The following is a 26,784-nucleotide window of genomic DNA, read 5'->3' on the forward strand; positions in this document are numbered from 1 at the left end:
AAAGTCCGCATTTTGCGGACTTTTTTTATAGTGGCGGGAAAGGAACTACTTTGGGCTTGTATTCAATGACATCGGAGGAATAGAGCTTAATGACCAACAGATTTCCAATCGTCCGTGCCTGTATAATGATGGGTTGATTATAGTTATTTTTAAATTCAAAATCGGGACCATACCAACTTACCGTAGCATCACGCCCAGGGGGAATGTAAGGAACATGCCTACTGTGCGAGAAACGCTGAACTATTTTTAACCCAGCACTATCTACCGCATTAAATAAGGTTGAAGATACTTGGCAGATTCCACCACCTATGTCTTCTGCATATTCACCTTTCACAATCACTTTTGCCTTTTCATAGCCTTTCGCAGTTGTTCTCCTGCCCACTACGGAATTAAACGAAAATGTTTCACCAGGAAAGACGACATGATTATTAATGGCTTCGACAGCGAGTTGAATATTGGTAGAGCGCTTTTTGTTTCTCGGATTAAAAGAAGTAATGTAACGGCCAATTCGAATACTTCTAATATCCGAAAGTAGTTCACTATCGACTTTTGGATAAACGGGATACATGGGAATTTCTATAGCTGAAGTGAGATTATTGAAAAAATAAGCATAAAAGTTTTCTGTAAATGCTTGTTTATTAATACTGCTCCCAACTTGCTCTGGAATAATATTTTCGTACTGATCTAACTTTGCATCCTTGGGAGACACGGATAATTGTTTTTCTAATTGTTTTAAAAGTTTATCATACTTTGTTGTATCTAGAATAAAGTAACTTGGATCACCTATAGCGTAATCTCCTCTATTAATGATGGAGATAGGTTTCCCATCTTTCGTAATTTGAACCCCAGTTTGTGGTGTAACTTGTTGAAACATCAATAATACTGTAAATACCAATGTATAGCTCATAAAATAACCCTCCCTCAGGATAATTTGAGGCAAAATTTGTATTTTTATGTAAGAGAATAACCAAAATAATTTTCAACAGAAGGTAGTGGTACTTCAAAAAAGTGTCACTCCTTTTTTTTTATTGAAAAAAGTGTTGAAAAATAGTATATAATCAAGTAATAAGACGAATTACGCAAAGTGCTAGCATATTGCTATATAATTGATAGGAGTGTCTCCCTTGGCTGAAAACGGAAGAATACAATTAAATGTACGGATTGCAAAAGAAACCTCAGATAAACTAGATGAAATTGTTGAATACTATCAAGAAAACTTAAAATTAGGTCGAGTTTATAAAGGGGATGTTTTAACGGATATCATCGAAAAATCTTATGACCTGATGAATAAGCAGAAAACAGGAATTAAGAGATATTAGATTTCCTATGAAAGAAAAATTTGTTAGAATATTTAGAAATAAATTTGAATATTTAATGTTTGGAGGTATAATAATAGTTGTGGCATACCAACTGGTTAGTATGTGGGAAGGGGTAGAGTAATGGATTTTTTATATTCTGCTAAAGTGAAAGAGTTACAGTCAAAGCTGACAAACTTCATGGAGGAGCATGTATATCCCAATGAAAAAGTGTATGAGCGGCAATTAAACGAACAAGAAAATAGGTGGAATGCTGTCCCTCAGGTAATGGAAGATTTAAAAGAAAAAGCAAAAGCTGCTGGTCTCTGGAACTTATTTCTCCCAGAAAGTGAATATGGAGCAGGGTTAACAAATTTGGAATATGCACCGCTTTGCGAAATAATGGGACGCTCCATGATCGGACCAGAAGTATTTAACTGCAGTGCACCAGATACTGGCAACATGGAGGTAATTGTTCGCTATGGAACTGAAGAACACAAGGAAAAGTGGTTAAAACCATTATTAGCAGGAGAAATTCGGTCTTGTTTTTCCATGACAGAACCTGCAGTTGCTTCTTCTGATGCGACAAATATCGAGGCAAGCATTGTTAGAGACGGTGAAGATTACGTGATTAATGGACGTAAGTGGTGGTCTTCTGGTGCAGGTGATCCAAGATGTAAAATAGCGATTGTAATGGGTAAAACCGATTTTAATGCCAATCGTCATGAACAGCAATCGATGATTCTTGTACCTCTTGATGCACCGGGTGTGACGATTGAAAGGATGCTGCCTGTTTTCGGCTATGATCATGCCCCTCATGGACATGCTGAAATTTCCTATGAAAATGTTCGCGTTCCCGGAGAAAATATTTTGTGGGGAGAAGGAAAAGGATTTGCGATTGCGCAGGGGCGATTAGGACCAGGCCGAATTCATCACTGTATGAGGTTAATTGGTGCTGCTGAACGAGCGCTTGAACTTTTATGTAAGCGCGTTCAAGAACGTGAGGCATTTGGCAGACCACTTTCAAGTCAAGGGGTTATTAAAGAGTGGATAGCCGATTCTAGGATTGAGATTGAACAAGCAAGGCTATTGACATTAAAAGCTGCATTTATGATGGATACAGTCGGAAACAAAGAGGCTAAAACTGAGATTGCAATGATAAAGGTGGTTGCACCTAACATGGCATTGCGTGTCATTGACAGAGCGATTCAAGCGTTTGGTGGTGCTGGGGTATCAGATGATTTTCCACTCGCAGCGATGTGGGCAAATTCAAGAACACTACGTCTAGCAGACGGACCAGATGAAGTTCACCGCGCTCAAATTGCAAAGCTTGAATTAAGAAAATATCAATAAATCAAACAAATTTTTAAAAGCTTTCGATATTCTAGCGAAGGTATTACAAGATTGCTGTCGAAAGAAGTGGTGATAGATAGAGAGATTAGCAGAGAGGCAGTGAAGGACTATGAATTTGAATGAAAAAATTGCCATTGTTACCGGCGCGGGGTCTGGTATTGGACGTTCTACAGCGATTCGCTTTGTGAAGGAAGGTGCTAAGGTGGCCGTTGCGGATGTGGATTCCGTTAGCGGAGAAGAAACCGTCAGCATGATTCGAGAATCAGGTGGTGAGGCAATTTTTATCAGAACAGATGTGAAGGACGCAATCCAGGTAAAAGAACTAATCAACACCACCACTACTACGTTTGGCGGCCTGCATATATTGGTCAACAATGCAGGAATTGGACATTCTGAGGTTAGAAGTGTAGATCTTTCGGAAGACGAATGGGATCATGTGATCGATATCAATTTAAAGGGTGTTTTCCTCGGAATAAAGTATGCTATTCCTGAAATGAAAAAATCAGGCGGCGGCGTGATTATAAATACTTCAAGTTTATTAGGCTTAAAAGGTAAAAAATATCAAGCTGCGTATAATGCCTCAAAAGCAGGAGTAGTCCTGTTAACACAAAATGCCGCACTTGAATATGGCAAGTATAATATTCGTGTGAACGCCATAGCTCCAGGTGTTATTGATACAAAGATTATTGATGTCTGGAAGCAAGATGAACGGAGATGGCCATTTATATCGAAGGCGAATGCACTAGGTAGAATTGGAACTCCAGATGAAGTGGCAAACGCCATTCTTTTCCTTGCTTCAGAAGAAGCATCATTTATTACTGGAACAACGCTATCTGTTGATGGCGGTGGACTTACTTTTTAGAAAATCATCTATTTTGGAGGGAATTCAATGGCTGAAAGAAAAAAAGGAATGGTTCAATACCCAGACTCTATTTCATCAACAATCGCAAATCCTGAAAAAAGTCTAGTAGAAATATTACAAGAGACTACTGAAAAATATCCTACAAATAATGCACTATCCTTCTTTGGCAGAAAAATCACCTACCAGCAACTACTAGGACTTTCTCAAGGATTTACTTCTGCACTTCAGCAAAATCAAGTTCAAAAGGGAGACCGTGTGGCACTTATGCTTCCGAATTGCCCGCAATATGTCATTTCCTATTATGGTGTTTTAAGTGCTGGAGCGATTGTGACGCAAGTAAACCCTATGAGTGTTGAGCGAGAGCTTGAATATATTCTTAATGATTCTGGTGCCGAAACGATTGTTGTTATGGATGCGTTTTATCCTAGGGTAAAGAGCGTGCAGTCTCGAACTAACTTGAAAAATATCATTGTGGTAAGTCTGCAGCCAGCTAGTAAAGATTTCACTCCAGATCGCAGTTTTGAAAATTTCTTAACGGAAGGTAATGGCAAAGTAACAGCTGTGGAAATTGAACTTGAGCATGACATTGCAGTTTTACAATATACCGGTGGCACAACTGGAAGATCTAAGGGAGCTATGTTGACACATCGAAATGTCGTGGCGAACGTTCTTCAATCTTATGAATTTTTCAAACATGAGTTTGAATTCGGAAAAGAACGATGTCTAACCGTTATTCCCCTTTTTCATGTATTTGGTATGACTGCCTGCATGAACTTAACCATTTTTTCAGGTGGCGAATCAATCTTGTTGCCACGATTTGATTTAGAGGAAGTATTAAATACAATCAAACATGAACAGCCGACTACCTTCCCAGGAGTTCCAACCATGTATGTAGCGATTACCAATCATCCAAAGGCTGAAGAGTACGGTATTAATAGTATTAAAACTTGCAATAGCGGGAGCGCACCTATGCCAGTAGAACTTCTCCGCGAGTTTGAAAGAAAAACAGGGGCAAAGATTTTGGAAGGATACGGACTTTCTGAAGCTTCTCCAACCACACATTGTAACCCTCCGTTTGCGCAGCGCAAGCCAGGAAGTGTAGGTATTGGCATGCCATCTACAGAATACAAGATTGTAGATGTGGCAAGTGGTTTGGAAGAAGTTCCCGTTGGAGAGCTCGGTGAAGTCATCATTAAAGGTCCTCAAATTATGAAGGGATATTGGAACATGCCAGAAGAAACAGCCAATACTTTGAGAGATGGCTGGCTTTATACGGGCGATATTGCAAAAGTAGATGAAGATGGCTATCTATATATTGTTGACCGCAAAAAGGATCTAATTATTGCAAGCGGTTTCAATATTTATCCACGTGATATTGAAGAAGTGTTATATGAACACCCTGCTGTCCAAGAAGCAGTTGTTATTGGTGTTCCGGATACTTACCGTGGTGAAGATGTTAAGGCTTTTGTCGTCTTAAAAGCAGAGCAAACGGTAACTGAAGAGGAAATCATTCAGTATTGCAAGCAAAATATGGCAGCATATAAGGTGCCGCGAAACGTTGAGTTTCGTGATCAATTGCCAAAAACACAGGTTGGTAAAATTCTCCGCCGTGCCTTAAGAGAGGAAGCGGTTAAAAAATAAGAAGAATAGGAGCTTTACGCAGATTGTCCGTGTTTGAAGCGAAAAAGAATATGGTATAATTTCACTAGACATATTACAGATTGCGAGGACATAAGCGGTGAAAGATAAAATAACTGAGCATAGTATCCGGTTGTTTGAGAAAAAGGGTTTTAAGGAAACATCCATTCAGGACATCGTCGATTCGATTGGTGTTACAAAAGGGACCTTTTACTATTATTTTTCTAGTAAGGAAGAACTCTTAATGGACATTCATCTTGGATATATTAATTACTTACTTGATAAACAAAGGGGAATTTTGGAAGACAACAAAAAATGCAAAGAAAAGCTATTCGAGATTGTTTATATGCTGATTAGCAATATAAAAATACAAGGTTCCGCTGCAAAAATCTTCTTTAGGGAAATGAAAAACCTAAATGAAGAAAGACTTGCCTTAATCGTCCCAAAGCGAGATGAATTCCGGCTGAATGTCGAGAAACTTCTAAATGATGGGATTAAAAACGGAGAGTTTCGAGCGGACTTAAATGCACATATCGTTACCTTTGGTATTCTGGGAGCATCCAATTGGAGCTATCAATGGTTTAATCCAGCCGGAGCCTCTACGGAAAGAGAAGTAGCAGAGATTTTTGTTGAGATGATTTTAGAGGGAATTCAAGCAAATTAATAATTATAGAGGGTTTTGTGTGGAAACTAAACCCTCTTATTGCCTTCGTATACTATCCGGTTGGTATGTAATTAGAAGACAGAAACTTTAGAATTGTAGGGAGGGACATTATGCCTAATCAGATGAGTAAAGATACGATTCCGGTTCGTAAAGGGGAAGAATTGAATTTAGCTGTCTTGGATCAATTTTTACGCGAACATTTAGAAAATCTTCCAAATAGCCCTCTTGAACTTCTGCAATTTTCCGCAGGGCACTCTAATTTAACATATCAAATTAAAGTGGGCGAATGGGAAGCCGTTTTACGACGTCCGCCACTAGGACCTGTTGCTCCGAAAGCACATGATATGGAAAGAGAATATAAAATTATCTCTGAGCTTCATCCTGTCTTTTCAGTCACACCGAAGCCAATCCTGTTTTCCAATCAAGAGGAAATTGTCGGAAGTCCTTTTTTCATCATGGAACGTAAAAACGGTGTTGTCATTGATACAACCTTTCCAGAGGAAATAACTGTAACGAAAGAAATTTGTCAACAGCTATCAGAAGTGATGGTCAATACATTAGTGGAACTGCATGCAATAAATTATAAAGAGACAGGACTTGGAGCGATTAGCAAGCCGGAAGGTTTTACAGAAAGGCAGGTTCACAGCTGGATTGGACGTTATGAACGGGCAAAAACGGATGAAATTGGTGGTGTTGATTCTCTTAAAAAATGGCTTGCTGCCAATATTCCGGTTCAACAAAATGCTGCTGTCATTCACTATGACTTCAAGTTTAATAATGCGATGTTTAATGAAAGCTTAACCCAAATGGTGGGACTTTTTGATTGGGAAATGGCAACAGTAGGTGATCCGCTTGCAGACCTTGGAGTTGCCATGAGCTATTGGAATCAACCGGATGACCCAGATGATTTAAAGAGAGGAGCAGGAAATGCTCCAGTAACGGTAAATGAAGGATTTTTTACTAGGAAACAATTTATTGAACTTTATGCAAAGATGAGCGGTCGGGACGTTACAAATATGAACTTCTATTTGACCTTTGCCTACTTTAAATTAGCTGTCATCTGTCAACAAATTTACTACCGTTTTAAAAAGGGGCAAACCAATGATCCCCGCTTTGCTAACTTTAATTATAAGGTGAAGACGTTAATTGAACATGCAGCAACGGTTGCTTCTGGGGAATTGTAATAAATATTAAGTGTAGGGAGGAAGATTTTATTGAATAATAATGATTTATTAGTAGAAAAGTTGGGTCCTGTTTTGGCATTAACCTTGAACCGTCCAGAGAGCCTAAATGCATTTAGTCCTGATATGATTCTCGGATTAAAGAACGCACTGAGTGAAGCGAAAAATGACTCTGATATTCAGGTGATTGTTTTATCAGGGGCTGGTCGCGCCTTTAGTGCAGGCGGAGATGTAAAAACCATGGGTCAGGCAGACGGGAATCAGGTTTATGAACATATTGGAAAATTGAATGAATTGGTTTTACAGATGAAAGATTTAGAAAAGCCGATTATCGCTGCGGTTCATGGTTTTGCTGCTGGCGCAGGTTTCAATTTAGCGTTAGCTTGTGATGTTATTGTCGCAGCTGAGGATAGTAAGTTTGCTCTTAGTTTCTCAAAAGTAGGTCTCGTTTCTGATGGTGGAGGATCCTATTTCTTGCCTAAGTTAATTGGACCGCACTTAGCAAAGCAGTTCTTCTTTAGCGCAGAACCGATTCCTGCAAAACGTCTCTATCAATTAGGCGTCATAAATGCATTGTTCACATCAGAGAGGTTACAAGAAGAAACAACGAAACTAGCATTAAGTTTAGCCCAGGGACCTGGAAAAGCATTTGGAAAACAAAAGAAATTAATTGAACATTCATTTAACTCAACACTAGAAGAAATACTGGAAGAAGAAAGGCTCACACAAGTGTTAATGGTTCAAACGGAAGATCACAAAGAAGGCGTCGCTGCCTTTAAGGAAAAAAGAAAACCGGTGTATCGAGGCAAATAGAAAGGGAGTTTTATTATGAAAGCTATTCAATTAAAGGAATATGGCGGACCTGAAGTATTAGAGATTGTTGAGATTGATAGACCAATTCCAACAGGTCGAGAAGTACTTATCGAAATAAAGGCAATTGGCGTTAATTATGCGGATACAGCACGAAGAGAAGGACAATATGTTGTAAAAACACCACTTCCGTTTATTCCAGGAGCTGAAATTGCAGGCGTAATTGCTGCGGTGGGAGAAAAGGTAACCACTGTTAAGCCGGGAATGAGAGTTGTTACCTTAATTGAATCAGGTGGATATGCTGAATTTGCTCTTGCTGATGAGCGCTCGCTAATTCCGCTTCCAGAGCAATTAGACTTTCAAAATGCAGTTGCCTTACCACTCCAAGGATTAAGTGCCTACCATGTGTTAAAAACGATGGGGCGTTTGGAGAAGGGGGAAACGGTTCTAGTCCATGCAGCGGCAGGTGGTGTTGGAACTCTGTCTGTTCAATTGGCAAAGTTGTTTGGTGCGGGGAAAATCATAGCAACAGCAAGTTCTTCTGAAAAGTTAGAACTAGCACGTCAAATGGGGGCAGATGTTCTTGTAAACTATACGGAACCAAACTGGGTAGAGCAGGTACTTGAAGCAACTGGAGGAAAAGGGGTTGATGTTGCTCTCGAAATGGTTGGAGGCGATGTTTTTAATAAAACATTAAAATGTCTAGCCACCTTTGGGCGCCTGGTTGTATTCGGAGCAGCAAGCGGAGAACAGAGCAGAATGTATCCATCTTCACTAATGGCTCGAAATCAGTCGGTTATTGGCTTTTTCCTGCCACAGATTATGAGGAAACCGGAGTTACTCCAAACTAGTTTAGTAGAGTTGCTAAGTTATCTAGGTGAAGGCAGGCTGAAGTTGACCATTGGCGGTGTATTCCCGCTCGAAGAAGCAGCAAATGTTCATCGATTACTACAATCTAGAAAGAGTACAGGAAAGCTGATATTAGAACCTTAAAAGTTGGGAGTTATGGAAATCTTCCAAATGGTTCCGTTATGGGTGCATTTTTATTAATAGCCACAGGATGGACGTATGAATTGTCATACGTCTTTTTCTTTATTTATCAAGGTCAGGTCAGCACCTGAGCTGAGCTGATAGATAGACGGAAGAATTCCGCTTAATTAGTTAATATCATTAAAAAAGTCTTAAATAGACGGAGTGATTCCGCCTATTGACTCTAAAAATTCAAAAATAAGAGGTTTTTTTTTGAATAAGCGGAAAACCTCCGCTTATATAACCCGAAGCGAGCACCATTTTGCATATAACCGGAAATTCTCCGCTTATTTTACTCTTGCCGGTGACTCCTACTAGGCCTCTTTTTTATGGAATATTAAAAAACCATGAACAAAGTGTTAAATAGCGGGGAAGTTTTTGCGATATAGTTGATATGGGGGGAAAATCGTTTAAACTGAAATAAGAAGAGTTTTTTTTCAAGGAGTTGACGGATTTTGAAAATTCTCGTGATTGAAGATAACACAAGTGTGTGTTCAATGATTGAAATGTTTTTTGCAAAGGAAGAAATTGAAGGGACCTTTGTGAATGACGGACTAGAAGGGTACAACACGTTCAAAACAGGAACGTGGGATGCGTTGATTGTCGACTGGATGCTTCCAGGTATGGACGGTGTAAATATTTGCCGGAAAATTAGGGAAGAGAAATATTCCGTTCCGATTATTATGCTGACTGCGAAGGATACCGAGTCAGACCAAGTGCTTGGGCTTGAAATGGGAGCAGACGATTATGTCACAAAGCCATTTAGTCCACTTACCTTAATGGCAAGAATAAAGGCGGTCACCCGTCGATATCAAACACAAGTGACAAACCAAAAAGATGATTTCCTTCAGACAGAATATTTTAAAATAAGTAAAAATACCCGTGAAGTGCTAGTCGATGGAAAGCCAATAACGAACCTCACGCCTAAAGAGTTTGACCTGTTATATTATATGGTTGAACATCCCCGGCAGGTTTTTTCAAGGGAACAATTGTTAGAACGGGTATGGGGATATCAATTTTACGGTGATGAGCGAACAGTAGACGTTCACATTAAGCGACTGCGAAAAAAAGTAGAAACAGCCACGCAGCCATTCTTCCACACTGTATGGGGAGTAGGTTATAAGTTTGATGAGTCGATTCAAACAGATAAGAATTAAATATTTTTCACAACAGTTTATTAGCCATATCAGTATTATCATTGTCGCTTTTCTAGTATTAAGTATTTTGTTTGCTCATTATGTTGGAAATTTGGTATATGACGAAAAAGCTGATGAATTGATCTCATATGGAAAAGCCATTATTTCTGATATTGAAAGAAATCCAATCGCTACGGACCAAATCATCAATCAATATAGTAATACTTTACGGTCTAGAAAGATAAGTTTTAGTATGTTTGATCAAGAGGCCAATCTGTATGCTGTCGGTAGAAGTGGACCTGCCATTGAGTTAAAACCTAATGAGTGGGAAAAAATCACAAATGGTCAAACCATTATTGTCCAAAGTGATTATAAGCGATTTGATCAAGATGGCGTTACTTTTGTTGTTTTACCCTATATTGATAATCGTGACAGGTTTATTGGCGGAATCTTGTTAACCTCACCAATCAGTGGGTCAAGTACGATGATTCGCCAAGTGAATCAGTTTTTAATCTATACAATCTTAATTGCTCTAGGTGTATCTTTTTTACTGAGCTGGCTTCTATCAAAAATCCATGTTAACCGGATTAAGCGTCTCCGTGAAGCGACATCGCTTGTGTCAGCTGGAGATTACCATGTACATGTACCGTCCTCCAATTTCGATGAAATCGGAGAGTTAGCGAATGATTTTAACCATATGGTAAAAAAATTAAACCATTCGATGGAGGAAATTACAGCACTTGAGAATCGAAGACGTCAATTCATGGCAGATGTTTCGCATGAAATGAGAACACCGCTAACCACCATTAGCGGGGTTATTGAAGGATTAAAAAATGACATGATTCCTGAAGAGGATAAGGAACGAGGAATACATTTAGTTAGTCAAGAAGCAAAACGACTGATACGCCTCGTTAATGAAAACCTTGATTACGAAAAAATCAGGTCCAATCAAATAGAGTTATTTAGAGAAGATATTCAACTATTAGAATTATTAGAAATCATTCAAGAACAATTAACTGCACAAGCTGAAGAGAAGAATGTTCAAATCATTGTTGAGGCTGATGAAGAAGTGATGGTCAATGCTGACTATGATCGTCTAGTCCAAATTTTGATTAATATTACTAAGAATAGTATTCAATTTACTTCTGATGGGACGATTTGGCTAAGAGGTAGAAAGGACCATAATGGTACGGTAATTGAAGTTGAAGATACAGGGATTGGGATTGACCCAAATGAAGTTGAAAAAATTTGGCGGCGTTTTTACAAAGCTGAAATTTCAAGGACGAGCAATCCATACGGTGCTTTCGGTCTAGGTCTATCGATTGTAAAACAGCTGGTTCTACTTCATAATGGTGAGATTGATGTGGAAAGCGAAAAAGGAAAAGGGACGAAATTTACGATTACCTTCAAACCTTAAGCAGCAGGGGAACTCCTGTTGCTTTTTCTTATGAGTTTATCCGACTTTTTTCTTAATAATTTCCTAATCCCGTTATAGTTTGTTAACAGTTTTTTCATAATTGTGGGCTAAAGTATAGATAAGGAAATAAATTACACAAATTTACGTGTAAAGGAGAAGAAAAAGCATGAATTACAAAGACGAATTCGAAAGAGAAAATGAGAATAACATCCAAAATACATCAGATGAAGGTTCAGATGTTAATGATAGCGAGCCAGAAGAAAATGAAACTGCAATCCAACGTGAGGGAGAAGTGGAAGGGGTAACAGTATATACAGCAAGCGAATCAACACCAGAAACGAATGAGTTTGAGGAAACAAAAGAAGAAACCCTACAACTTACTAATCGTGTAGAGCTAAAAAATAGTTCGAAGAAAAAGAAGAAAAAGTTAAAAGGTTTTGCCTCTATGGTTGCGGCTGGGATGGTGGGTTCTGTCTTAACGCTCACGGTGCTTCCCTTTACTGACTATATGGAGAACTTTGTTAATACAGAAAGTCAGTCACAGGGTATCACCTTGCAGAACACGAATCCTGAGACAAATACGGTAACAGCACAGCCAACATCAGCAAAATCTTCCTCATCAATTGCTGATACAGTTGAGCAATTATCAAAAACAATTGTCGGGATTGTCAATTACCAGCAGCGTCAAAGCAGAAGTTTTTATGGAGATAGTACATCACAGGATGTTGAAAGCGGGACAGGGTCAGGTGTAATATTTCAAAAAAATAATGATATTGCCTATATTGTAACCAATAACCACGTCGTCGAGGGTGCCACAAAACTTGAGGTATCGTTATATAACGGTGAAAAGGTAAATGCAGAAGTTGTTGGAACCGATGCTTTAACCGATTTGGCTGTTTTAAAAATTGATAGTAAAAATGTTGAAGCCACTGCCCAGTTTGGTAATTCATCCACACTTCGTCCTGGTGATGAGGTTTATGCAATTGGGAACCCACTTGGATTAGAATTCTCAAGAACCGTAACCCAAGGTATCGTTAGTGCGGTTAACAGGAGTATTGATGTTACTACATCAGCTGGAACATGGGAGACCACGGTCATTCAAACAGACGCAGCCATCAATCCGGGAAATAGCGGCGGTGCGTTAATTAATCCTGAAGGTTTAGTCATTGGAATCAATAGCTTGAAAATTGCTGATAGTGGTGTCGAGGGATTAGGATTTGCGATTCCAAGTAACGATTTAATTCCGATTGTGAATCAATTGATAGAAAACGGAAAAGTAGAGAGACCTTATCTTGGAGTGGGACTTGCTGATTTAACGGAAGTGCCGCAAATGTATTGGGAAAACCTTCCTGACAGTGTCAAAGAAGGGGTTATGATTACAGCGGTTGAACCAAACTCTGCTGCAGCTAACGGAGGCTTAGAGGCACAGGATGTGATTGTTTCCATGAATGGTACAAATATAGCTAATTCATCTGAGCTAAGGAAATACTTGTACTCCGATGTGAAAAATGGCGATGAAATAAAATTTGAAGTCTATCGTGACGGTAAGCTTACTAGTGTAAACGTTAAGCTAGCGAAATAATTTAAGGGAGCAATCAATAGAATGACTTTTATTAAGCAAAATAAAAAAATAGTTTTTATTATAGCGGTAGTAATGATCGCAATCGGTATTTTCCTAAGTTCAGCAATATCAAAGGATAAAGCTATTGCAAAAATTAATGGTGATGCCATCAGTAAAGATGAACTGTATGATGTGATGGTTGAACAATATGGAGCCGCTACGGTTGAACAATTAATCGCCGATAAGATTGTCGCTTCTGAAGCAAAAAAAGAAAAAATTACGATTACAAATGAAGAATTGAATGAAGAAGTGGATAAATTAAAGGAATCCTATGGTGGTGAAGAAGTATTTGACCAAATGCTGGTATCGAATAATACAACACTTGATGTCCTTAAAGAAGATTTGAAAAATTATTTAACCTTACGTAAACTAATTGAACCGCAAATAGAGATTACGGATGAAGAATTAAAAACATATTTTGATGAAAATAAAGATTCCCTTGGTCAAGAAGAACAAGTAAAAGCCAGCCATATTCTTGTCGAAGATGAAGCTACTGCAAAAGAAATTAAACAAAAGCTTGCTGATGGAGCAGACTTCGCAGAATTGGCGAAGGAATATTCAACCGATGAAGGTTCAAAGGAAAGTGGTGGAGAACTTGGCTTTTTCCCAAGAGGAACGATGGTAACTGAATTTGAGGATGTTGCCTTTGCATTACCTGTTAATCAAATTAGTGAACCAGTAAAATCTGATTATGGGTACCATATTATTAAGGTTGAAGAGAAAAAGGAAGCAAAAGAAGCAAATTATGATGACAGCAAAGCTGCCATTAAGGAAACATTAATTGATCAAAAAATAGAAACTGAATACTCGGTTTGGCTTGAAGAAAAGAAAAAGGACTATGATATTGAAAATTCCCTTGAAAGTTTAGTTGGATAACTCTACATTACGAGGTGAAAATGGTGAATCAAGTCGGAAAGTATGCAGCGAGCGAAGACGTAGATGGGCTTGAATTGATGAAAATGGTTATGGAGCTTCCTGAAAAGGATAAAATGCTCATGTGGTCTCAAGGGTATATCGACTTGGTTGTTGAAAAATTACCTGACTATGCTCGGGATATCTTAGATGAGCGAACAAGAAAATGGGAAGATACAAAGGCATTCTATCAGGAACAAATAGAAGAAGTTCTCAATGATGAGGAATTTAAAAGGCAAGCAAAGGGTGAACGGAAGCAGTTTGCCCTTTATGTTATGGAGCATTATCGAGAACTCCAATCCTTGGTGTTTGCGGCATACGATGGAAAAATTAACGAAGAAGATATCCGGAAATTTGTCTATCGGAGGCGGTTTGGCGGAAGGAAAAAGTATTTGCACTAAGGATAAATGTGAAAACCTTTTGATTAGTCAGAAAAAATAGGCTTGCAATGTGTGATAGAAATATCTACAATATAAGTATCTTGAGTTGAAACGGAGGTGTAAAGAGATGGTTCGTTCTATTTTTGTACGTGTACAGTGGCTAGAAGCGCTATATTTGTGCCGTGCAATTTTTCATGAGGTAGTTTTCAAAGGGGGTAGTCTGTCCTTTTTTCAAAATTACAAAATGAATATAGAACGATAAACACATCTCTTTACCCATCATAAAAATAGGTGATAAGAGGGTGCCTTTTTAGCACTCTTTTTTCATGCCAATTTTTCAAAATGCGGGTATCTATAGATGCCTGCATTTTTTTGTGAAGAGAGTGTTCAAATAAAGGAGAATGAACATGATCGTATGTAGTGTTAATCATATAGCAAAATCATTTGGCGGAAATATTATTTTTGAAGATTTATCATTTGAAATCCACGAAGGAAATCGGGTTGGCTTAGTTGGTCGAAACGGCAGCGGGAAGACAACATTATTAAAGATGCTTGCCAATCAAGAAACCATCGATGGCGGCGTTATCCATTGGAAAAAGGGACTGAAGATCGGCTACCTTGCACAAATTCCAGATTATAAGGACCTAACCGTAAAAAAAGTATTAAAGACAGCATTTGCGGAATTAGTAGAGACAGAATCAAAACTCCAACAATTAGAGTTTGAGATGGGCCAGGAACTCACACCTATCCATTTGCAAAGACTCATGGATCAATACGGTAAGCTTCAGGATGATTTTATTCTAAACGGCGGATATGAAATGGATGCGCAAATGGACCGTGTTTCACATGGTTTAAATATTGTTGAGCTTTTAGATAAACCTTTTTCACTGTTAAGTGGCGGTGAAAAAACGAAGGTGGGTCTGGCATTAAGTTTATTGAAGAAACCTGAACTTCTATTGCTAGATGAACCAACTAACCATCTAGACTTAATGGCAATTGAGTGGCTTGGTACATTTCTAAAGGAATATTCAGGCACAATCATTCTAATTTCCCATGACCGTTACTTTTTAGATGAGGTTGTGACAAAAGTACTCGAAATGGAGGATGGAGAAATTGAGTTATACCATACAAACTTTAGTGGGTTTGTAAAAGAGAAAGAAGAGCGACTGTTACGGGAGTTCCAGGAATATCAGGAGCAGCAGCGTAAGATAAAAAAAATGAAGGAAGCAATTAAACGACTTCGTGAATGGGCCAATCGTGCCAATCCACCTAGTGCTGCCCTTCATAAACGGGCTACCAATATGCAAAGGGCATTAGATCGAATTGAGAAACTCGACCGTCCAAAACTCGATGTGAAAAAAATGGCGATTGATTTTGAATCCAATGATCGCAGCGGGAAGGATGTTATTAAACTAGAAAATGTCTCAAAAAGCTTTGGAAGCCGGACACTTTTTGGAAACGTAAATATGCTCGTTCAATATAAGGATCGGACTGCGATTGTTGGTGAAAACGGAACAGGAAAATCGACGCTCTTAAAGATGATTCTTCGCGAATGTGAAAGTGACCATGGAAGTGTTAAGGTTGGAAGTAATGTGAAAATCGGCTATTTATCTCAGCATGTCTTCCAAAGCATTGGGGATGAACGGGTAATCGATGTGTTCCGTTCAGAAGTAACTGTTAATGAAGGAGAAGCAAGACATATTTTAGCCCGATTCTTATTTTACGGACCTGCTGTTTTCCGGAAAGTTAATCAATTAAGCGGTGGCGAAAGAATGCGATTGCGTCTTGCGCAACTTATGTATCAAGACATTAATCTTCTCGTACTAGATGAACCAACGAATCACCTAGATATTGATTCATGTGAGGTACTAGAAGAAGCACTAGAGCAATTTAATGGAACGATATTGGCTGTATCTCATGACAGATATTTTCTCAATAAATTATTTAACAAAATCTATTGGCTCCAAGAGGGGTCACTTTACTTCTTTGATGGGAACTATGACTGGGCTAAAGGGAAATTAAGCGCCATAAAAGTGGTTCCACCTACAGAGCCAGAAATGGTACAAAAGAAAGTGTTAAAACCAAAATCATTGGAAGTAGTGACGGTTAAGGTTGTGAATCTAGAAGAAAAGCTTGAGGAGCTTGAGGCGCAGATACACTCACTGAAACAACAAATGGAAAGTGTGAATGATATCGAGGTGCTTCAAAAATACTATGCAGAATTAGAAACGATGGAAATAGAAAGGGAACAACTATATAGTCAGTTAGATGAAGTGGTTTAAGAAAACTGCCAACACTCAATAATACCTCCAGAATATGATATAGGTGAACACACATGGGAGGTGAAAGGATGGCAGTAGTTAAAGCTAGTTCTTCGGATATCGACCTTTTAGCAAGACTGCTTAGGGCGGAAGCCGAAGGAGAAGGCACCCAAGGAATGTTAATGGTAGGGAATGTGGGGATTAATCGCATACGAGCAAATTGCTCGGATTTTAAAGGTATTAGAACGGTTCCACAAATGATTTATCAGCCGCATGCGTTTGAAGCAACTACAAAAGGCTATTTTTATCAACGTGCTAGAACGGCAGAAAGACGATTAGCCCAAAGAGCCATTAATGGAGAAAGAATTTGGCCCTCAAAATTTTCTCTTTGGTATTTTAGGCCACAAGGTGATTGCCCGCAAACGTGGTATGATCAGCCTCTTGTTGGACGATTCAAACTGCATTGTTTTTACCAACCTACAGGTGAAGAATGCGAAAACATTTATAACACTTATTAATTTGAATGGAGCCGTAAATTCACGGCTCCATTTATTTTGCTTTTCGAAAGATAAGGCAATCATTATAATTAGAGTTATTAAATAGTAAGGTTGGTACAGAATGAAGCAATTTTCAATAAAACAACTACTACTTCTCCTTATCGTTACATTATCTGGTGTGATCTGGTCCGTACTTTTTCAACAACCGCTTGTCATCGGGTTTCTGCCAGGATATATTCTTCTAGTTATTCTTTCACTACTGAAAAAGGAGCGTATAAAACATGTATTTCACATAAGTCTTAAAGGAGTTTATAAGACTAGGATTGTTATTCTCATATTATTTCTAGTTAGTTTTTTACTTCCGTCCTGGTATTTATCGGGAACGATAGATCAAATGGTAAAAATCACACTGTATTTAATAAATCCTAACTATTTTTTTGTTTTAACGTTCGTTGCTGCGATGGTCTTTTCAATGCTTCTGGGAACAACAGTTGGAACGCTAAGTTCGATTGGAATTCCTATTTTGGGGACTGCAGCAGTATTAAACCTGCCCACTGAGGTGGTAGCGGGTGCCTTGGTTTCAGGAGCATTCGTGGGGGATCGTACCTCACCATTTTCTAGTGCGCATCAATTATTGGCACATACCGTTGAAATACCCGTAAAAAAACTATGGAATGCAATGTTATTTACGACATTGGTCGCGGTTGGAATGTGTTTTCTTTTTTACGGATCTTTTGATATCCTTTCTGATGTTCCTTTAGTTCATACAGAGGCTTTAAGATGGAGTGATCTTTTGTTGTTGAAGTTTATACCTCCATTCATTTTGCTACTTCTAGTTCTGTTTCGATTTAGTATTATTTATGCTTTCCTTTCAAGTATCCTTTCCGCTGGTATCATTTCTTTAATTAAAGGTGTTGCGCTGGTGGAAATTGTTCGTGCCTATTGGAATGGAATTGAAGGTCTAGGCGGAGGCTTTATTCATATGTACGAATTATTGCTGTTTCTTGCTTTAGCAGGTGCCTATAATGGTTTATTGGAAGAATTGAACGTCATTCAGCCTTATCTAGATAAATGGCTGCAAAGTTCAACAACCTTAACAGATGACACCTTAAAAACTTTCGCAGCTACTCTATTAATCAGTTTTATTGCAGCTAATCAAACTCTTCCCATTATCCTTACAGGGAGGTCCTTTTTACCTCATTGGTCTAGCAAATATGGGAAAGAGGAATTGGCAAGAGTAATGGGAGATACCACGATGTTATTCCCGGGTATGGTCCCGTGGAGCGTACTTGCAATTATGTGCAGTACCATAGTTGGAATTCCTATCTTTGAATATTTGCCGTACGCCATTTTTTTATGGTTGTTACCACTTTTGACAATAATCGTTTCTTTCTTTAAACATGTAAAAAAATCGAGAGGTTTAGTTACTGCATAACGACCAAAGAATTATTGAAACGAATGAACTCCCTTGTACCCACATATAAGTGGTATATAGATATTTGGACAAGGGATGGGAATCATGCTCAAAAAATTAGCGGTAATCGGATTCGGTAGTACGATGTTAGGAATTGGGGTAAACGGATTTATTTTGCCTTTTCATCTTATGAATGGCGGAATGTTTGGAATTAGTATCCTTTTCAACTACCTATGGCATTTTAGTATTGGATTAACGTTTGTATTTTTGAATATTCCGGTTTACCTTCTCGCGTATAAATCGGATTATAACTATTTTTTTTACGGATTGGTCGGGGCTATTTTTTCAGGGAGTATGATTGAAATCTTAGCACCTTTAAAAGATGTATTTCATTTACCGATTATTAGTTCTGTCATTATAGGTGGAATTATCGTGGGAATTGGTGTAGGGACTATGCTGAGAAATCAAATAAGTCCTGGTGGAATGGATCTACTCGCATTACTGCTCGCAAAATGGACAAAGATCAACGTCGGAATCATTGCTTAAGCGATTGATACAGTGATTATTATGACGAGTCTACTACTTCTCCAGGAGCCTAGATTACTATATTCGTTGTTAATTGTTTCGATCGTTGGGTTACTAGTAACGCTACTCACTTCGGTGCGTAATTATGAAAAATGAAGATGGTTTAGTAAAATAGAGTCATTAATGTTATTGAATAGAGGTCAATATGTTAAAACCAGTAAATGATCATATAAAAGAGAATTTGAAGATTTTATTTGTCGGATTTAATCCGAGTATTCGTTCAAGTGAAACGGGACATCATTTTGCCAATCCAAATAACCGATTTTGGAAAATTTTATATGAAGCTGGTTTGACTCCGAGAAAATTGGATGCTGCCGAAGATGCCACGCTCTTAGATTTAGGGATGGGGCTTACAAATATTGTTGCAAGACCGACGAAAGCAGCGGACGAGATTACAAGGGAAGAATACAGCGAGGGAAAGGAAATTCTCCGGAACAAGATTGAAGAGTTAAAACCGAGAGTTGTTTGTTTCGTAGGTAAGGGAGTCTATCAAGAATACAGTGGCTTGAAAAAAGTTCCGTGGGGAAGGCAAGAACAGGCTGTTGTGCCTGGCACCATTGATTTTGTTGCTCCATCTTCCAGCGGCCTCGTTAGAATGAAAGTGGAGGAAATTGTGGAGATTTATAAGGAGCTAGCTAAAATAATAGCTTAAAATTATGCCCTATTGATGGCGATATCTCGGCTGGGGAATCGGGTTAGCACCCGCTCAGATATATAGGCGGAAGATTTCCGCTTATTTTGTAAATTTAAATAAAAATTGAGTAAATAGGCGGAGAAATTCCGCCTATTTACTCGAAAAACATGAAAAATGGGCAATTTTGCATTGAATAGTCGGAAAAACTCCGCTTATTTTCCTCGAAATGAGCTTCATTTTGCAAATAAGCGGAAAAACTCCGCTTATTTAATATGACTGCTTACTCGACGATTTAGGTCGAGACCGCTGCAACACCAAATTCCCGTCGTCTTATGTTTCGAACTTCTTTCGATAATGTGCCAATGCTAGTAACGGAAAAATATAGCGGTAGCTATGGTAGTGTATATAAAATGCACCAGCCATTCCTTGTCCTTTGGGATAGGCGGTGGTCCAATCCTCTCTTGCTAGATTCTCAATTAAATAAGTGATACCTTTGCGAATCGCAGTCGTTGGTTTATCAGAAACACTGATTAAGGTATCCACAGCCCAAGCAGTATGCGTTAGTGTGCTTGCTTTAAGCGGCACATAGGTTTGTTTGCTATCGCTGTAACAAGATTCGCCCCATCCACCATCTTTGTTTTGAATGTGTTGCAGCCACTGGATGGCTTTTTGAATACTTTCATCACTCTCAGGAACACCTACTGCTGATAAACCGGTGACTGCCCCCCAAGTACCGTAAATATAACAAATTCCCCAACGTCCATACCATGAACCATCATATTCTTGATGATCGACCAGCCATTTTACCCCTTTTTTAATACTTTGATGGTCGATTGATAGATTTGTATAGTTACCGAAGAATTCGAGGGTGCGCCCTGTGATATCTGCACACGATGGATCAGTGAGGATAAATTCCGCTTTCTCGATGGGAAGAAACTCGAAAAGTTTGGTATCAGTATTTTTTTCAAAAGCAGCCCATCCGCCGTCATCGTTCTGCATTGATAACAACCAATTAATTCCCCGATTCCAGGCGTTTGCAGAATTCATTCTAGAAATCGACCTTAATGATGCAGTCGTATCATCGACGTCAGGATTGATGGTATTCACATCTGAAAAACCCCAACCTCCTGGTAAACTAGTACGATTATGAATCACCCAATCACCGAATTTATCGTGCTGCTTTTCTAGTAAATAGTGATTAGCTTTGACAACCATAGGATCTTCAGTTGAAATCCCAGCCTCTTGCAGCGCATAACCAATTAATGAAGTATTCCAGACATTTGCTGTTGTGTATTGCATATGTGGAAGTCCGTCAATTGTACATTTCATCACTTTAATTCCATTAATTGCGGCTGTAATTACAGGGTGATTTTTCTTATATCCCAGTGAGAGGAAGGCGAAAATCATTAAAAAAGTGGAACTGTAATAGCTGTAAAACGTTCCGTCTTGCTCAATATGTTCAAGCATATATTTTTCTGCACGCACAATAGCCTGCTTATGAAGCTGTTGCGGCAGTCCAATTAAATTCTTTACTCCTTCTTCGAAAAATGAGAGCAGTGTTCGCATTTCATCTGAACGAATCCAGGAATCAGGCTCCTCCCGATTCCTCAGTAATTCGGAAAGGTCGGGACTCCTATTCGTCCTTAGTGAGAATTTCTTATCAGCGAGAACCATTATAGGAGTCAAATTAGCCCGGCCGTAAACGGAAAAGGAATAGAAATTGATTGGGAAATATAGTGGTAATAGGATGATTTCAATCGGAAGCAGGGGGAGAGATGGCCAATTTAACTGTCCTGTTAATGCCAACATTATTTTTGTAAACATACTAATTTCTTCGATTCCGCCATTGGATAAAATGAACTTTTTCGCCTTTTGAAGACGCTCATCCTTCTTATCAAAGTAACCAGAATATAGTAGTGCGTAGTAGGATTCGACGGTAGCGGTAAGATTTCCATTTTGTTCATCGTAAAAAAGCTTCCAGGCACCACTTTTTTCTTGTTTGCTTAAAATCCTCTGTGCAAGCCCTTTAATTAATTCCTCATCATTTATTTCCAATGTCCGTAATAAAATGATCATATAGGCATCTGTCGATAGACCAGTTTCAAATGGATAATTCCAGGAGCCATCGGGAGATTGATCTCTTCTTAGAACTTCAACCAGCCAGTCAATGCCTTTCCTTGTATTGGTCATGAGTATCACTCAGTCCTCTCCCTATTGAATATTCTCATCTATACATATTCAGGAAGTAGAAAGAGAATTCACGAGGGAGGTAATTGTTATTTTTTTTATAAGAGGCCGTGAAAAAACACCGATTGAAATCATTAAGGATGAATTAAAGGTAAAATTGAAAAACGAGCTATCAGTTGATGCAAATAAATTATCGAAAGAGGAGAAAGGACTTTTAGAACGGATTAAGAGTGAAACGAGGGAACATAACCTTAATAACGTAACAAGAACAATGGCATACTTTGATGTTTACCAGCAACATCCCGAAATTCATTGGGCTTTTTTAGGTCATATGGTTTCAAGAAATGGCGGCTGGAACATGACGGATTTAAAGGGTGACCTTCTCACTCGTTTACTTACAAAGAAGGAAAGGAATGCCTATTTTACCTTTTTAGAACGGGGGAATTGGCTGATTTTTCAAGATGCGTATCCACAATTTTTACTTTACAGCGAAAGCCTAAAAAGAAATAAACCACTATTTTATTTGCTGCCTTACTTAAATATATCCACCTTTATGGAGACGATTTGGAATTACTTTTGGAGGAAGCAGGACATATACATTCTCACAATGGCTCTTGTGATTAATGAACAAAATTACTTGGAAAAAAGAGTGATTCAAAATCCAATCTATCAAAAAGAAGTATTAAACACGTTGGAGTTTAAACTGCAGGACTACCTTTCTTTTAATCATATTTTGTTTCCTTATCGAAAAAAGAGTCTCGCTGGGCAAACCCTCCATCAGTTTCAATCCTTGCATGAGCGAATATTATTAGGTAAAAGATTGTATGCTGTTCTATTTCAAAAAAAAGAGCTGCTAGAACAATTTGTTAAATGGGCTAGAGGACACCACCACACAGGTTCTAGAAAAGATTATTGGCCGCATATTTTTAATAATGTAAACGAAGGGATTCCTGGTTTTCCTTATCAGCTTCGCTTAAACTCCTGCAAGCTAAGATGGGGTGCTAAGAAAATTTATAGTCCCGATTTAACATCTGCGTGGAAAAATGTTCATCATCAAGAGGCGGAAAAGGGAGATTGGTTTCGTGATTGGCAGGTGGCCAACTATCTCTCGGAACTTAGTGAAACACAAATTAATGGGGAGATTGAATATGAATACTGTAAAACGCTTGAAAGGCTTGAACTTGCCGCCTTGGCAAAAAAAGTCATTACCATCTTTGATTAAAGAATATAGCCCTGCTCTTATTTTGGCTGCATTGCTCGGTACTTCATTGGATCTATATTTTGTTGAGAAGAAAATGTACATGTTCCCGATTAGACCCTATCCAGAGGTGTTATCGTTCAATATTGCTTTTACCTTTGCAGGGTTGCCAATCCTCGTTTTGGTGTACCTCATTATGATGAAAAAGGTTACTAAATGGGGAAAGGTTGGAATTATTTTATTTCTTAGCTTATTAATGCCCATTTTTGAGAGGTTTTCAGAACTGTTTGGTCTCTTTGAGCACTCACGTGAGTGGAAGCATATCTATAGCTTCTTTGGCTATTTGGTTTTCTTATCGGTTATTTTTTTATTTTATCGATTGACCAATAAAGAGCATTAAAAAAGCCAAGACCGAAGTCTTGGCTTTTCGTAATGCCGCCAAAGCGACGCTACGTACCCCTTCCGTCCGTACAGTGGTTAAGTGTCCCGCAACAAGCGAATGTTCGGAAGGGGTACTGTTATAATACCACAATATTGAGGTTTTAAACCATGAAACTTTCTTTTCTTCTTTGGAAAGTGTATGATAAAAATGAATTTTTTACATAAAGGAGATGTTGATTTTGGCAAAAAAAGGACACATTCAAATGCAAAACGGTGAAAAAATTGAATTTGAATTATATCCAAACGAAGCACCAGGAACTGTTGCAAACTTTGAAAAGTTAGCAAAAGAAGGATTTTACAACGGGTTAAACTTCCACCGAGTTATTCCTGGATTTGTTAGCCAAGGTGGCTGCCCAACTGGAACTGGAACTGGTGGTCCCGGATACACAATCAAATGTGAAACTCAAGGAAATCCACACACACATGTACCAGGTTCACTTTCTATGGCTCACGCTGGTAAAGATACTGGCGGCAGCCAATTCTTTATCGTTCATGAGTCTCAACCACATCTAAATGGAGTTCACACTGTTTTCGGAAAAGTGACTTCTGGTCTTGAAGCAGCGAAAGCAATGCGCAATGGCGATGTAATGGAGAAAGTGGAAGTATACGACGAATAGGTTATACATGAAGAGCCGAGCAATTGGGCTCTTTTTTCGTACATGTAAAACTCAAGAATGAATCCCCCCTCTCAGGGCAAATTAACGTAAAAACATATACATGGGAGGTTTTTATGAAAAGATTTGCCCTGACACTAATCCCATTTCTATTGCTATTCATGCAAACGCCAGCTTTTGCTGAAGAAAATCATGATAAGCAACTTAAGGCCGCTATTATTATCGATGATTTTGGCGGTGGCACAGGTGGAGTTAGAGATTTTCTTGAAGGAGACATCCCCATCACTGCAGCGGTAATGCCTTTTACTGAACATTCAAAGAAACATGCAGAATGGGCACATAAAAATGGTTTTGAGGTAATCGTCCATTTACCGATGCAGCCCAAAAAAGGGAAGAGATCTTGGCTCGGTCCGAAACCGATTACGGTCGATTTATCACCCAAAGAGGTGAAGAAAAGGGTAGAGGCAGCATTAAAATCGGTTCCATATGCAGTTGGGATGAATAATCATATGGGGTCCCTTGCGGTTGAGGATGAGGAAATCGTAAGAGCAATCGTTGAAGTGGCGAAAGAAAGAAGGTTGTATATTATCGATAGTGGGACAAGCCCTAAATCTAAGTTCCCAAAGGTTGCAGAGGAAATGAATGTGCCACTTTTAAGAAGGGACGTATTCCTTGATGATATATCCTCTTCAAGTCACGTGAGAAAACAAATGAATAGGTTGGCAAAAATTACCGAATTTACTGGTAGAGGAATTGCGATTGGTCATGTTGGTGTAACTGGCAAAGTATGTTCATTGGGGATTTTTCAATCAATGGAAGAATTTAATAGACGAAACATTAAAATAGTGCCAGCCTCACAACTCTTCTCCACTAAATTGACAGAACAATATTTTATACCATAAAAAAAGCAACGAGTACAATCTCGTTGTTTTTTTATGGTAAAATACCTGTCAGACAATCATTATAGAAAATAAATTCTAAAAAGGGAGAACGAATCGGTTATGAAACTAGTTTCTTGGAATGTTAATGGGTTAAGAGCCTGTGTAAATAAGGGGTTTTTAGATTATTTTAGAGAAGTTAATGCAGATATTTTTTGTGTACAGGAGACAAAATTACAGGAAGGGCAAATTAATCTTGAACTAGAGGGGTATCATCAGTACTGGAATTACGCAGTCAAAAAGGGTTATTCAGGTACAGCGGTTTTCACAAAGAAGGAACCAATTTCAGTGAGCTATGGTTTAAGAAATGAGGAATCACAAGATGAAGGAAGAATACTTACCTTAGAATTTGAAGGATTTTTCCTCGTGAATGTTTATACACCGAACTCTCAAAGGGATTTAGCGAGATTAAGCTATCGATTAGAATGGGAGGATCATGTATACTCACATTTGAAAGAATTAGACCAAGTTAAACCTGTAGTATTATGTGGAGATTTAAACGTGGCTCATCAGGAAATTGACTTGAGAAATCCAAAGTCTAATTTAGGGAATTCTGGTTTCACAGTGGAAGAACGTGGAAAGATGACAGCATTGCTCGAGTCTGGATTTGTAGATAGCTACCGTCATTTTTATCCTGAAAAAGAAGGAGCCTACACATGGTGGAGCTACATGGCAAAGGTTCGTGAACGGAATATTGGCTGGCGGATTGATTATTTTATTGTATCTGAAAAACTCCGAGACTTTTTAAAAACTGCAGACATTCATTGTGAAATTATGGGAAGTGATCATTGTCCTGTTGTTTTAGAGTTTGAATTATAAAGCGTTATAAGTTTTTCTTATGTTAATTCATAATAACCTCGTAATTTTAATTATTAACCTTATAGAATAGAGTAGAGTTAAGAGGTGATTCATGATGGATATAAAAAAAGACGTCCAGCAGCAATTTGGAAAAAATGCAGGATCATACGTTTCCAGTCCCATTCATAAGGATGGAAAAGACCTTGAAAAGATGACCGAAATGGCTAAATTAACTGGTCAGGAAGTTCTGCTTGATATTGCAACAGGCGGTGGGCATACGGCCAATGCTTTTGCACCTTTGGTAAAAAAATTAATAGCATTAGATCTAACTGCAGAAATGTTGGCAGCAGCAAAGAAGTTCATTAAAAACAATGGTCATCAAAATGTGGAATATATTCAAGGAGATGCTGAGAAGCTGCCTTTTAATGATATCTCATTTGATATTGTTACTTGCAGGATTGCGCCACACCATTTTCCGAATTTGGATGCATTTATAGAGGAAGTACATCGAGTATTAAAGCCAGGTGGACAATTTTTATTAGATGATAATGTTGTACCTGAGTCTGAGGAATTTGATCAATTTTACAATACCATCGAGAAAATACGTGATTATAGCCATTTCCGGGCCTGGAAAAAATCTGAATGGATCCAAAAGCTGGAGGAAAGTGGTTTGGAAGTATTTGAATGGCACCGATTTGAGAAGACATTTCATTTTGAATCATGGTGTATGAATATGAAGTTACCAGATTCAGAAAAGACTCATTTAATCAAGTTCATACTAGAATCTTCCAAAAAAATAAAAGATAAATTTAGAATCGTCATACAGGATGAAAAAATTATCTCCTTTGTTGGCGAAGCCATTATATTAAGGGCAGTAAAAAGGTAAATAAAAACCCACTGTATAAAAGAGTTAATCTCT

Annotated in this window: 27 protein-coding genes; 25 read left to right on the forward strand and 2 right to left on the reverse strand. The window is 38.4% G+C overall.

Annotated features, from left to right (window positions below):
- Positions 1-25: 25 nt before the first annotated feature.
- Positions 26-907 carry a VanW family protein gene (locus QUG14_RS28665; RefSeq protein WP_289343850.1) on the reverse strand — a complete coding sequence of 294 codons (882 nt, stop codon included), beginning with the start codon at positions 905-907 and terminating at the stop codon, positions 26-28.
- 217 nt (positions 908-1,124) lie between these two features.
- On the opposite strand from QUG14_RS28665, the gene QUG14_RS28670 reads away from it, so the two are divergent.
- The 19 genes from QUG14_RS28670 to mug all read left to right on the forward strand — a co-directional run bounded on the left by QUG14_RS28670 (position 1,125) and on the right by mug (position 19,707).
- Positions 1,125-1,319, forward strand: a complete 195-nt coding sequence (locus QUG14_RS28670) for a hypothetical protein (RefSeq protein ID WP_289343851.1) — start codon at positions 1,125-1,127, stop codon at positions 1,317-1,319.
- 120 nt (positions 1,320-1,439) lie between these two features.
- On the forward strand, positions 1,440-2,648 hold the full coding sequence (locus QUG14_RS28675) for an acyl-CoA dehydrogenase (RefSeq protein WP_289343852.1): 1,209 nt from the start codon (positions 1,440-1,442) through the stop codon (positions 2,646-2,648).
- A gap of 109 nt (positions 2,649-2,757) precedes the next feature.
- Positions 2,758-3,510 (forward strand): SDR family NAD(P)-dependent oxidoreductase, encoded by a 753-nt coding sequence (locus QUG14_RS28680; RefSeq protein ID WP_289343853.1) that lies wholly within the window; start codon positions 2,758-2,760, stop codon positions 3,508-3,510.
- Between the two features lie 27 nt (positions 3,511-3,537).
- The gene (locus QUG14_RS28685; RefSeq protein ID WP_289343854.1) at positions 3,538-5,151 is read left to right on the forward strand and encodes a long-chain-fatty-acid--CoA ligase; all 1,614 of its coding nucleotides are present in this window, start codon (positions 3,538-3,540) and stop codon (positions 5,149-5,151) included.
- Between the two features lie 97 nt (positions 5,152-5,248).
- Entirely contained in the window at positions 5,249-5,812 is a 564-nt protein-coding gene (locus tag QUG14_RS28690) for a TetR/AcrR family transcriptional regulator (RefSeq protein WP_289343855.1), read from the forward strand.
- Between the two features lie 110 nt (positions 5,813-5,922).
- On the forward strand, positions 5,923-6,996 hold the full coding sequence (locus QUG14_RS28695; RefSeq protein WP_289343856.1) for a phosphotransferase family protein: 1,074 nt from the start codon (positions 5,923-5,925) through the stop codon (positions 6,994-6,996).
- Between the two features lie 30 nt (positions 6,997-7,026).
- Complete coding sequence (locus QUG14_RS28700) at positions 7,027-7,806, forward strand: enoyl-CoA hydratase/isomerase family protein (RefSeq protein WP_289343857.1); 780 nt, start codon at positions 7,027-7,029, stop codon at positions 7,804-7,806.
- Positions 7,807-7,821: 15 nt separating this feature from the next.
- Positions 7,822-8,796 carry a quinone oxidoreductase family protein gene (locus QUG14_RS28705; protein WP_289343858.1) on the forward strand — a complete coding sequence of 325 codons (975 nt, stop codon included), beginning with the start codon at positions 7,822-7,824 and terminating at the stop codon, positions 8,794-8,796.
- A gap of 491 nt (positions 8,797-9,287) precedes the next feature.
- Complete coding sequence (locus QUG14_RS28710; protein WP_289343859.1) at positions 9,288-9,989, forward strand: response regulator transcription factor; 702 nt, start codon at positions 9,288-9,290, stop codon at positions 9,987-9,989.
- Positions 9,961-11,385: a sensor histidine kinase gene (locus QUG14_RS28715; RefSeq protein ID WP_289343860.1), complete on the forward strand. Its 1,425-nt coding sequence runs from the start codon at positions 9,961-9,963 to the stop codon at positions 11,383-11,385. The genes QUG14_RS28710 and QUG14_RS28715 overlap by 29 nt, the downstream gene beginning before the upstream one ends.
- A gap of 166 nt (positions 11,386-11,551) precedes the next feature.
- Positions 11,552-12,967 (forward strand): S1C family serine protease, encoded by a 1,416-nt coding sequence (locus QUG14_RS28720; RefSeq protein ID WP_289343861.1) that lies wholly within the window; start codon positions 11,552-11,554, stop codon positions 12,965-12,967.
- A 21-nt stretch (positions 12,968-12,988) separates the two neighbouring features.
- Positions 12,989-13,882, forward strand: coding sequence for a peptidylprolyl isomerase (locus tag QUG14_RS28725; RefSeq protein WP_289343862.1), 894 nt, complete (start codon positions 12,989-12,991; stop codon positions 13,880-13,882).
- Positions 13,883-13,902: 20 nt separating this feature from the next.
- Positions 13,903-14,319: a hypothetical protein gene (locus tag QUG14_RS28730; RefSeq protein ID WP_289343863.1), complete on the forward strand. Its 417-nt coding sequence runs from the start codon at positions 13,903-13,905 to the stop codon at positions 14,317-14,319.
- A 106-nt stretch (positions 14,320-14,425) separates the two neighbouring features.
- Entirely contained in the window at positions 14,426-14,560 is a 135-nt protein-coding gene (locus QUG14_RS28735) for an RAxF-45 family protein (protein ID WP_095251092.1), read from the forward strand.
- 145 nt (positions 14,561-14,705) lie between these two features.
- A complete protein-coding gene (abc-f, locus tag QUG14_RS28740; protein WP_289343864.1) occupies positions 14,706-16,580 on the forward strand; it encodes a ribosomal protection-like ABC-F family protein in 1,875 nt (624 codons plus the stop codon).
- Between the two features lie 68 nt (positions 16,581-16,648).
- Complete coding sequence (locus QUG14_RS28745; RefSeq protein WP_289343865.1) at positions 16,649-17,077, forward strand: cell wall hydrolase; 429 nt, start codon at positions 16,649-16,651, stop codon at positions 17,075-17,077.
- Between the two features lie 100 nt (positions 17,078-17,177).
- Complete coding sequence (locus QUG14_RS28750) at positions 17,178-18,491, forward strand: Na+/H+ antiporter NhaC family protein (RefSeq protein WP_289343866.1); 1,314 nt, start codon at positions 17,178-17,180, stop codon at positions 18,489-18,491.
- Positions 18,492-18,575: 84 nt separating this feature from the next.
- The gene (locus tag QUG14_RS28755; RefSeq protein WP_289343867.1) at positions 18,576-19,016 is read left to right on the forward strand and encodes a YitT family protein; all 441 of its coding nucleotides are present in this window, start codon (positions 18,576-18,578) and stop codon (positions 19,014-19,016) included.
- Between the two features lie 184 nt (positions 19,017-19,200).
- The gene (gene mug, locus QUG14_RS28760) at positions 19,201-19,707 is read left to right on the forward strand and encodes a G/U mismatch-specific DNA glycosylase (RefSeq protein ID WP_289343868.1); all 507 of its coding nucleotides are present in this window, start codon (positions 19,201-19,203) and stop codon (positions 19,705-19,707) included.
- 312 nt (positions 19,708-20,019) lie between these two features.
- Here mug and shc read toward each other — a convergent pair whose 3' ends face one another.
- Positions 20,020-21,879, reverse strand: a complete 1,860-nt coding sequence (gene shc, locus QUG14_RS28765) for a squalene--hopene cyclase (RefSeq protein ID WP_289344265.1) — start codon at positions 21,877-21,879, stop codon at positions 20,020-20,022.
- 82 nt (positions 21,880-21,961) lie between these two features.
- Between shc and QUG14_RS28770 the strand changes: the two genes are divergently transcribed.
- The 6 genes from QUG14_RS28770 (at position 21,962) to QUG14_RS28795 (ending at position 26,751) form a co-directional block, all read left to right on the forward strand.
- Positions 21,962-23,098 (forward strand): DUF2515 domain-containing protein, encoded by a 1,137-nt coding sequence (locus tag QUG14_RS28770; protein ID WP_483310818.1) that lies wholly within the window; start codon positions 21,962-21,964, stop codon positions 23,096-23,098.
- Complete coding sequence (locus QUG14_RS28775; RefSeq protein ID WP_289343870.1) at positions 23,025-23,474, forward strand: CBO0543 family protein; 450 nt, start codon at positions 23,025-23,027, stop codon at positions 23,472-23,474. Before QUG14_RS28770 ends, QUG14_RS28775 begins: the two co-directional genes overlap by 74 nt.
- A 220-nt stretch (positions 23,475-23,694) precedes the next feature.
- Positions 23,695-24,132, forward strand: coding sequence for a peptidylprolyl isomerase (locus tag QUG14_RS28780; RefSeq protein WP_132097090.1), 438 nt, complete (start codon positions 23,695-23,697; stop codon positions 24,130-24,132).
- Between the two features lie 113 nt (positions 24,133-24,245).
- Entirely contained in the window at positions 24,246-25,031 is a 786-nt protein-coding gene (locus QUG14_RS28785; protein ID WP_289343871.1) for a divergent polysaccharide deacetylase family protein, read from the forward strand.
- Positions 25,032-25,130: 99 nt separating this feature from the next.
- Entirely contained in the window at positions 25,131-25,886 is a 756-nt protein-coding gene (locus QUG14_RS28790; RefSeq protein WP_289343872.1) for an exodeoxyribonuclease III, read from the forward strand.
- Between the two features lie 91 nt (positions 25,887-25,977).
- Positions 25,978-26,751: a class I SAM-dependent methyltransferase gene (locus QUG14_RS28795; protein WP_353961097.1), complete on the forward strand. Its 774-nt coding sequence runs from the start codon at positions 25,978-25,980 to the stop codon at positions 26,749-26,751.
- Positions 26,752-26,784: the final 33 nt, after the last annotated feature.

This window comes from Neobacillus sp. CF12 (genome assembly GCF_030348765.1).
Lineage (GTDB): Bacteria > Bacillota > Bacilli > Bacillales > Cytobacillaceae > Neobacillus.